This window comes from Elstera litoralis (assembly GCF_000963705.1).
Classification (GTDB): Bacteria; Pseudomonadota; Alphaproteobacteria; order Elsterales; family Elsteraceae; genus Elstera; species Elstera litoralis.
In genome coordinates this window covers 1-7851 of the sequence record NZ_LAJY01000200.1, presented here as the reverse complement: position 1 = coordinate 7851, position 7851 = coordinate 1, and the positions used below count along the sequence as shown (strand labels likewise).

At 62.9% G+C, this 7851-nt stretch carries 11 protein-coding genes; 2 read left to right on the top strand and 9 right to left on the bottom strand.

From position 1 onward, the window contains the following. Positions 1-42: 42 nt before the first annotated feature. From lnt to VZ95_RS08755, 9 genes are all read right to left on the bottom strand, one after another. Positions 43-1071 (bottom strand): apolipoprotein N-acyltransferase, encoded by a 1029-nt coding sequence (lnt, locus tag VZ95_RS08790; protein WP_052711618.1) that lies wholly within the window; start codon positions 1069-1071, stop codon positions 43-45. Then, positions 1026-1487 carry a hypothetical protein gene (locus VZ95_RS21800; RefSeq protein ID WP_156995176.1) on the bottom strand — a complete coding sequence of 154 codons (462 nt, stop codon included), beginning with the start codon at positions 1485-1487 and terminating at the stop codon, positions 1026-1028. Before VZ95_RS21800 ends, lnt begins: the two co-directional genes overlap by 46 nt. Next, entirely contained in the window at positions 1444-2349 is a 906-nt protein-coding gene (locus tag VZ95_RS08785) for a hemolysin family protein (RefSeq protein ID WP_232302563.1), read from the bottom strand. The genes VZ95_RS21800 and VZ95_RS08785 overlap by 44 nt, the downstream gene beginning before the upstream one ends. Positions 2350-2501: 152 nt before the next feature. Next, positions 2502-3065, bottom strand: a complete 564-nt coding sequence (ybeY, locus tag VZ95_RS08780; RefSeq protein WP_084627672.1) for an rRNA maturation RNase YbeY — start codon at positions 3063-3065, stop codon at positions 2502-2504. Continuing rightward, on the bottom strand, positions 3062-4078 hold the full coding sequence (locus tag VZ95_RS08775; protein ID WP_232302562.1) for a PhoH family protein: 1017 nt from the start codon (positions 4076-4078) through the stop codon (positions 3062-3064). The genes ybeY and VZ95_RS08775 overlap by 4 nt, the downstream gene beginning before the upstream one ends. Next, positions 4075-5466 (bottom strand): tRNA (N6-isopentenyl adenosine(37)-C2)-methylthiotransferase MiaB, encoded by a 1392-nt coding sequence (gene miaB, locus VZ95_RS08770; protein ID WP_084627671.1) that lies wholly within the window; start codon positions 5464-5466, stop codon positions 4075-4077. The genes VZ95_RS08775 and miaB overlap by 4 nt, the downstream gene beginning before the upstream one ends. 183 nt (positions 5467-5649) lie before the next feature. Next, positions 5650-6201, bottom strand: coding sequence for a DUF3035 domain-containing protein (locus VZ95_RS08765; RefSeq protein WP_232302561.1), 552 nt, complete (start codon positions 6199-6201; stop codon positions 5650-5652). Positions 6202-6267: 66 nt separating this feature from the next. Beyond that, positions 6268-6549 carry a type II toxin-antitoxin system YafQ family toxin gene (locus VZ95_RS08760; protein ID WP_045775512.1) on the bottom strand — a complete coding sequence of 94 codons (282 nt, stop codon included), beginning with the start codon at positions 6547-6549 and terminating at the stop codon, positions 6268-6270. Further along, positions 6536-6799, bottom strand: coding sequence for a type II toxin-antitoxin system RelB/DinJ family antitoxin (locus VZ95_RS08755; protein WP_045775511.1), 264 nt, complete (start codon positions 6797-6799; stop codon positions 6536-6538). Before VZ95_RS08755 ends, VZ95_RS08760 begins: the two co-directional genes overlap by 14 nt. 204 nt (positions 6800-7003) lie before the next feature. Here VZ95_RS08755 and VZ95_RS08750 point away from each other — a divergent pair, with 204 nt between their 5' ends. Continuing rightward, on the top strand, positions 7004-7531 hold the full coding sequence (locus VZ95_RS08750) for a MarR family winged helix-turn-helix transcriptional regulator (protein WP_052711616.1): 528 nt from the start codon (positions 7004-7006) through the stop codon (positions 7529-7531). A 131-nt stretch (positions 7532-7662) separates the two neighbouring features. Further along, the coding region (locus VZ95_RS08745; protein WP_045775510.1) for a phosphomannose isomerase type II C-terminal cupin domain at positions 7663-7851 on the top strand (189 nt) is incomplete at its 3' end.

Sequence of the window (7851 nt, the reverse complement as noted above, 5' to 3'; positions counted from 1 at the left end):
GTTTGTAGGCGTCAACCCTACGCTGTACTGGTTAATGAATTACTATAAATTGGCACGAAGGCGTCGAACTACCAGGAGCAGTATCAGAAAAGTCACGACAAGCAGGGTAATGAGATCACCGAAACGCGCAAATGGCGGTGGGTCGAGCGGCAGGGGAAGTGGAATGGTTAAAGCCATTTCTGTGTTCAGAGTCAGACTGTTCCAGACCCGGCCGTTCCCATCAACTAAAGCCGAGACCCCCGTATTCGCGACTCGGACTAATGGCAGCCCCTCTTCTACTGCGCGCAAAATTGTCGCAGCCAAATGCTGATACGGCCCGGTGCTGACCCCATACCACCCGTCGTTGGTGAGGTTCAGCAGCCACGCGGGTCGGTCGGCGCGATCAACCACGGCCCCTGGGAAGATCACCTCATAGCAAATTAACGGGGCTACCGGCGGCAGGCCCGGCAAGCGCAGCGTGCGCGGGCCGGGGCCGGGGCTATAGCCGGAGGCCCCTTGCGATATGATTTGAAGGGGTAGCAACTCCTTCAGCGGTACATATTCGCCGAAGGGCACCAGATGGAATTTATCGAAGGCCCCGCGCAGGCTGCCCTCGGCATCGAAGGCGACCATGCCGTTCCAGGCTTGGATCACCTGATTGTCGGCATTGCGCAAATAGCGGTTGGTGCCGGTGATAATCACGCCGTCGGGCGGGGCGAGCTTGGCCATTGCCATCCGCCAGGGTTCGACCTCCTCGATCGGATAGCCGGTAGCGGCCTCCCCCCAGATAATTGCGCTCGGCGTCTCGCCCGGCGCGGGCGCGCTCATCGCGAGATATTTTTGGAAATTGCTCTGAAGGCGGCTGCGGTCCCACTTCAGGCTTTGCGGAATCGCGGGTTGGACCAGCCGCAACGATACCCCCGGCTGCACGGCATCGCGCCCCGGAGCACCCTGCAAGCGCAGCGCACCGCCGCCCCACAGCAGCGCGAGCCCAAGAAGGGCAATTACCCCGCCGCGTCGCCAACCGAAGAGGAAGGCCGCGCCGATCAGCACCGTCGCCGCCCCGGTGCCATAGGGGCCGAGGTAGGCCACCGCTTGCAGCGGCGCGGGCGTTTTCGGTCCAGATTGAGGCGATCAGGTTCCACGGAAAGCCAGTGAGAATATGCGCCCGGCCCCATTCCGCCAGCAGCCAGAAAGTGCCGAAGCCAAGCCAGCGCAGGAATTTTTGCCTCGGGCGGCGCAAGGCGCACCACGCCCCAGGCAATCGCCCCCGTGTAGAACGCCAGCACAATCGGCAAGCCCACCAACGCGAACGGCACCATCCAGATAAAATCACCGGGCGGCACTAACAGGGCGTTGGAAATCCAATAGAGCCCTGTCACGAAATGGCCGAAGCCAAAGCACCAGCCCAGCCACAGCGCCTGCCGAGGCCGCTGGACCCCGCTTAACAACCAGAGAAAACCGCTAAAGGCCGGGAAGATCAGCGGCCACAGCGCGAACGGCGGCAAGGCCCCCGTCGCCAGCACACCACAGAGGCAGGCGAGCCCCGCCCGCCGCCAATCGACCCGCAGCCTCATGCCTCGGCGGCCAGCGCCAGGGCGGAGGATTGCGCAGGCGCACGAGCGACACCCGGCGCGGATCGGCTTCCAGCACTTCGAACTCAAAGCCCGAGGGATGCACGACCAGCGCCCCCACGGGCGGCATCCGCCCGGCGAGGGTGGCCACCAGCCCGCCCAACGTGTCGATTTCCTCGCGCTCATCCTCGGTAAGGAACGGCCCGAAGCGCTCTTCGAGATCGGCCAGCGGTGTGCGTGCGTCGAAGCGGATCGAGCCATCGTCCTCGGCGGCCTGGACCGGGGCTTCTTCCTCGTCGTGCTCGTCTTCGATCTCACCGACGATTTCTTCGACCAGATCTTCGATGGTCAGCAGCCCATCGATCCCGCCATATTCATCGACGACCACCGCCATATGCGTGCGCGCCGTGCGCATCCGCACCAGCGCATCGAGCGCAGGCATAGACGGGGGAACGAACAGCACCGGGCGCAGCAATTCTTCCACCTGCGGCAAAGGCGTGTCTTTATCGCGGCTGGCGGCGAACACGTCTTTCACGTGCAGCATGCCAATCACATCATCGAGACTATTGCGATAGACCGGCACGCGCGAATGCGCCGCCTCAACCATGTAATCGACGATGTCTTCGAAGGGTTTGGCGCAATCGACCGCCACCATATCGGCGCGCGGCACCATAATGTCGCCGACGGTGACATCGCGCAGCCCGAGAATATTGCGCAGCATCAGCCGCTCGTCCGGGGCCATCGCGTCGGTCGCCACCGCCTGTTCTTCGATCAGCTCTTCGAGCGTTTCCCGCACCGAAGGATCGCCGCGCAAGCCCAGCAGAAGGCGCAGGCGCGAGATAAGCCGCCCAGGCCGCAGCCCCCCGGACGGTTCATGCGAGACAGGAGCCGGAGGGACGCTCGGTCGCTCCGGCCCCGGACTAGAAGGGCTTTCGCTCATGGTAAGGCTCAATATCCTGATGGTCGGTAGGAATAGGGATCGGCAATGCCGAGGTCGGCCAATAGCCGGGTTTCAAGGGCTTCCATCGCCTCGGCCTCGGCGTCGACCGCGTGATCGTAGCCGAGGAGATGCAACGTGCCGTGCACGATGAGATGCAGCAGATGGGCGCGCGGGTCTTTGCCCTGCTCCGCCGCTTCATCGCGAATGGTTTCGAGCGCCAGCGCAATATCGCCAATATGGGCGGGCGGCACATCGTCGCCAGCGGCCAGGGCGGCGATATCTTCCTCTTCCAACTCCAGCCAATCGCCGGGGAAGGAGAGAACATTGGTCGGCTTATCCTGATCGCGCCACTCGCGGTTCAGTTTGCGGACCGCCGCATTATCGGTGAACAGCAGCGCCAGCGTGAGGCGGCTTTCCGGGGCCGATCCGGCGAGGAAGGGCGTTAACGCAGCTTCCGTTACCAGGGCGTGCCGCACGGTCTTTTCGGCCAAGCTTTCGATATCGGCCTCGCTTACGCCGCCGAGCAGCGCCGACCAATTGCCCGCCTCGATGACCGATTCGACGGCGATCATCGGCCCATCCCGGCGTCGGACGGCGACAGCAGGCGGCGGTCCTTTTCGTTATAAGCGCGGACGATTTTCGTCACCATCGGGTGACGGACGATATCGCTTTCGGTGAAGCGGACGAAGCTGATGCCCGGCACGCCTTCCAAAGTTTCCAGCGCGTCGCGTAGGCCGGAGCGCGTGCCGGGCGGCAGATCGATCTGAGAGAGATCGCCGGTAATGCACATGCGGCTGCCCTCGCCCATACGGGTGAGGAACATTTTCATCTGGGTCGCGGTGGTATTCTGCGCTTCATCGAGAATGATGAAGGAGTTGGCGAGGGTGCGGCCGCGCATGAAGGCCAGCGGGGCCACTTCGATTTCGCCCGATTCCAGGCGTTTGACCACTTGGTCGCCCGGCATCATATCGTGCAGCGCGTCATAGAGTGGGCGCAGGTACGGATCGACCTTTTCTTTCATATCGCCGGGCAAAAAGCCCAAGCGCTCGCCCGCTTCCACTGCCGGGCGCGAGAGGACGAGGCGCGACACGCGGCCTTCCAGCAGCAACCCGACCGCCATCGCGACGGCAAGATAGGTTTTCCCCGTCCCGGCTGGCCCGAGACCGAAGACGACTTCATTATCTTGCAGCGCCTGCAAATAGACGGCTTGCCCCGGCGAGCGCGGCTCGATGACGCGGCGGCGGGTGCGGATGGCTTTTTCCGGCAAGGGCGCGCCGGACTCGCGGGCGTGTTCGGCCATGCGGACGGCAGCATCGACCTCGCCCATATCGATGGGCTTGCCCTTGCGTGCCCGGCCATGCAGCGCGCCCAAAGCTTCGCGCGCGGTTTGGGCGGCGGCGGCGGGGCCGGTGATGGCGATCTGATTGCCCCGCGGAATAATCGCCACCCCCAGCAATTGTTCAATCCGCGCGAGGTTCCGGTCGTGCTCGCCGTAAACAAGCTGCAACACGGAATTATCGTCAAACGAGACGTAAAGCGGATCGCTGGAAGGCTTATCGGCGTTTTTCAGCGGGGCATCACTCACGCAGTCATCCTCATCGCCGGAGAAGAAAGATCGGGGACCGGCTCGGCGACAAGACGGCCCGACAGACTGAAACTATGATCCTGCTCGATGTCGACCAGGCGCACGCGCCCAATCAAATCGGCCTCGCCCAGCACATGCACCGGCTGAAGATAGGGCGAGCGCCCCACCATCTGCCCGGCATGCCGCCCGGCTTTTTCGAACAGCACCGGCACGGTTTGACCGACAAGGCTACGGTTGAAGGCGGTGAGTTGCTCCAGCAACAGCGCGTTCAACTCGGCGAGCCGCGCGTCTTTCACGTCTTCGGGCACCTGCCCCGCCATCGTCGCGGCCGGCGTTCCGGGACGGCCCGAATATTTGAAGGAGAAAGCCGCCGGGAAGGTCACATCACGCACGAGCTGCATCGTCGCCGCAAAATCCGCGTCGCTTTCGCCGGGGAAGCCGACGATGAGATCGGTCGAAAGGCAAAGATCGGGGCGGGCGGCGCGCAGCTTATCGATGATCCGGCGGTAATGGTCGGCACTATGCTGACGGTTCATCGCCGCCAAAATCGTATCCGAGCCCGATTGCACCGGCAGATGCAGGAAGGGCATCAACTGCGGCAAATCGCCGTGGGCGGCGATCAGCGCGTCATCCATATCGCGCGGGTGCGAGGTGGTGTAGCGGAGGCGCTCCAGCCCCGGAATCGCGGCCAACCGATAGGCGAGCTGCGCCAGGGTCCAGGCGTCGCCGTCCGGCCCATCGCCGTGATAGGCGTTCACATTCTGCCCGAGCAGCGTGAGTTCGCGCACGCCCAAGGCCACCAATTGTTCGGCTTCGGTGACGATCTGCTGAACGGGGCGCGAATATTCCGCGCCGCGCGTATAGGGCACCACGCAGAAGGTGCAAAACTTATCACAGCCCTCTTGGATCGACAGGAACGCGGTGACGCCCTGGGCGTCGGTCGGCGCGGGCAGAAAATCGAATTTGGCTTCCACCGGAAAATCGGTATCGAGAATCCCCATCCCGGCGATGCGGGCGGCGGGCTTGTTCAAGCCAATGTCGGCGCGCAGCTTCTTCTGCGCCGCGCCGCGTTCGGCCCGCGCCACCATTTCCGGGAGGCGGTGATAGGTTTGCGGCCCCAAGACGATATCCACATAGGGTGCGCGCGCTAGAATCTCTTCGCCTTCCGCCTGGGCGACACAGCCTGCAACGGCAATGATATAGTCGCCGTCCTTCTGCTGCTTGATCTGCTTCAGGCGGCCCAGCTCGGAGAAGGTTTTCGCGGAGGCATGCTCGCGGATGTGGCAGGTATTGATGAGGACCATATCCGCCGCTTCCGGCGTATCGACGGCGGCATAGCCGAGCGGCCCCAGCACGTCGGCCATGCGGGCGGAATCGTACACATTCATCTGGCACCCATAGGTGCGGATAAAAAAGTTTCTTGGTCATCGGCTCCCCAACCAGCCTAGCACGCAAACATGATACGCGAGTGACAGACTCTTCCCAACTTTTTTGCATCCCGTCAAAAACGCAAAGACCCCCGACCCACGGGGGATCGAGGCGTCTTGGCACCATGAGAGGCCGCAAAATCGCTAAATGATTCCTTCCAGAATCCCTTTACGCTTGCGCTTCATCGAGGGGGTTTCGCCCTCGGTCGCGGGCTTGCCGAGCGCGGCATTTTCTTTGAGGCGTTTGGCTTCTTCCGACGGATCGACCGTAACGCCCGGCTCGTCCGGCTTGCGCCAGAAAATCAGCTTATCGACGAAACTACGCTCTTCGCGGGCAAGCTTGGTGCTTTCCTGCTCCACGGTGGCGCGGATATCGGGCTGCGCCTGGGGGGCACCCGCCTTATCGAGCAAGAAGGCTTCGCCCGCCGTGCGCCCGGCCAAAAGCTGCGGCTGCGCATTGGCAGGACCGAAGACGGCGACCTTGGCTTGATCGCGCGCCGCAAGCTCGTTCGGGCGTGCCGCGCCCGCGACGGGCGGACGCAGGCCGAAATCGGGCGGCAGTTCGAGCGGCGCGCGCCCGACGACGCTAAACTCATCGGGCGGGGCCTTCGACAGGCCAAGCGACCGGCGCGTGTCGGCACCACAGGCGGCGAGGCTCAAAGCGATCAGGGCGAGCGGGAGAATACGGCGAAGCACGGTCAGAGACCTTCACAAAGGAAATCCTAAGCGGGCACCATAATAGGGGTTCGCGCATCCGACAAGCTAAAGCCCAAGCTCGCTGTGGGAACCCAAGCGCACGAGTTGCAAAACCGTTGCGTCCGGCTTTCGATAGATCAGCACCAAATCGGGCCGAATATGACAGTCCCGATGATCTTTCCATCTCCCGATCAGGGCATGGTCGCGGTATTTTTCGGCTAGAGGAAGATCAAACAGGAGCGCCGACAGAATCTCCTCCAAATCTCTATCGAGGGTTGCCTGATACTGCCCCCTCTCCTCGCGTTTGTAGTCGCGCTTGAATTTGCCGGTACGCTCAATCGTTCTCATGGAGATCGTCCATCAGCGCTTGAATGCTGGTAAACGACACGAGTTTCCCCGCCCGCGCCGCTTCCATTGCCGCAATTGTCTCGGCATTCGGAATCAGCGGCTCGAAGGGGAGAGCTTTTTCCTGGGCGACGCGGATCAGCATCAGCCGCACGGCATCGGAAACGGTAAGGCCGATCGTCGCGAGAACTTCGGCGGCTTCCGACTTGATCGTTGCATCGACGCGGGCCTGAACGAGGGCATTGGCAGCCATGACGGTAACTCCTGATAGGGCGTGAATGACAATGTAATTCACGCGAAGCCGATTTACCACCCCAACAGAGGCCCGTCGCAATCTCAAGCACTGCCACCTTTTTGCAACGCAAAGCACAAATGTTCATATGACAGGGCATGTGTGCGTGCGAAAGCTCTTGAGCCCTCCTACCGGATGCGACTATATCCGCCCGCCATGACATCAATGATATCTCCGACGCAGCTGCCCTCGGTCGCTTCGATCGAACAGCTTTCCGATGCCCTCGCCCGCTTGGGCGCAGTTTCGCGCGGCAATGAAAATCGCCGCGCCAATGCCGCTGGCCTGACCGCGCTGCAAGCGTCGATCCTGGCCCATCTCGCCGGGTGCGAGAGCGCGCCGACCATCAGCCGCCTTGCGGCGGAACTGGTCGTAACCCCGGCCACCGTGAGCGATGCGGTCGCCACGCTGGTGCGCAAAGGCTTTGTTGCCAAGCGGGCCGCCGATCAGGATCGGCGCGCGCTGGTCGTCTCGCTCACCGAAGCCGGTGAGAAGCTGGCGAACCGCGTCCGCTCCTGGCCGGACCCTTTGGCCAAGGCGATGGCAAAGCTCCCCGCGAGCGATGTTGCCGCCCTGGAACGCGCGGTTACGGCCTTGCTCGGCAAACTGTCGGAAGCGGGCGAACTTCCCGCCGCTCCGGCGCGCGCCGTCGAAGCGCCGCGCCCGGCAGCCCCGGCCCAGCGGAACGCAGCCTAAGCCTTCTTCAATCGATAAAATCTGAACGAGTTTCCTCAAAGGCGGCAGCAATGCCGCCTTTTTGTTGGCGTTCGTGCCCCGTGCCGATAGGATGCGCGCGATTTAGCTCTTGCAGCAGCATCGAGGATTCTATGGAAATCGGCCAGCGCCCCTGGGGCCAGTACGAAGTTCTTCTGGATGAACCCACCTACAAGGTGAAGCGCATCATTGTACTGCCCGGTCAACGCCTCTCGTTGCAGATGCACCACCGGCGGGCCGAACATTGGACCGTGGTTGTCGGCGATGCCGATGTCACGGTCGGCGAGGAAACCTTCCGCCTC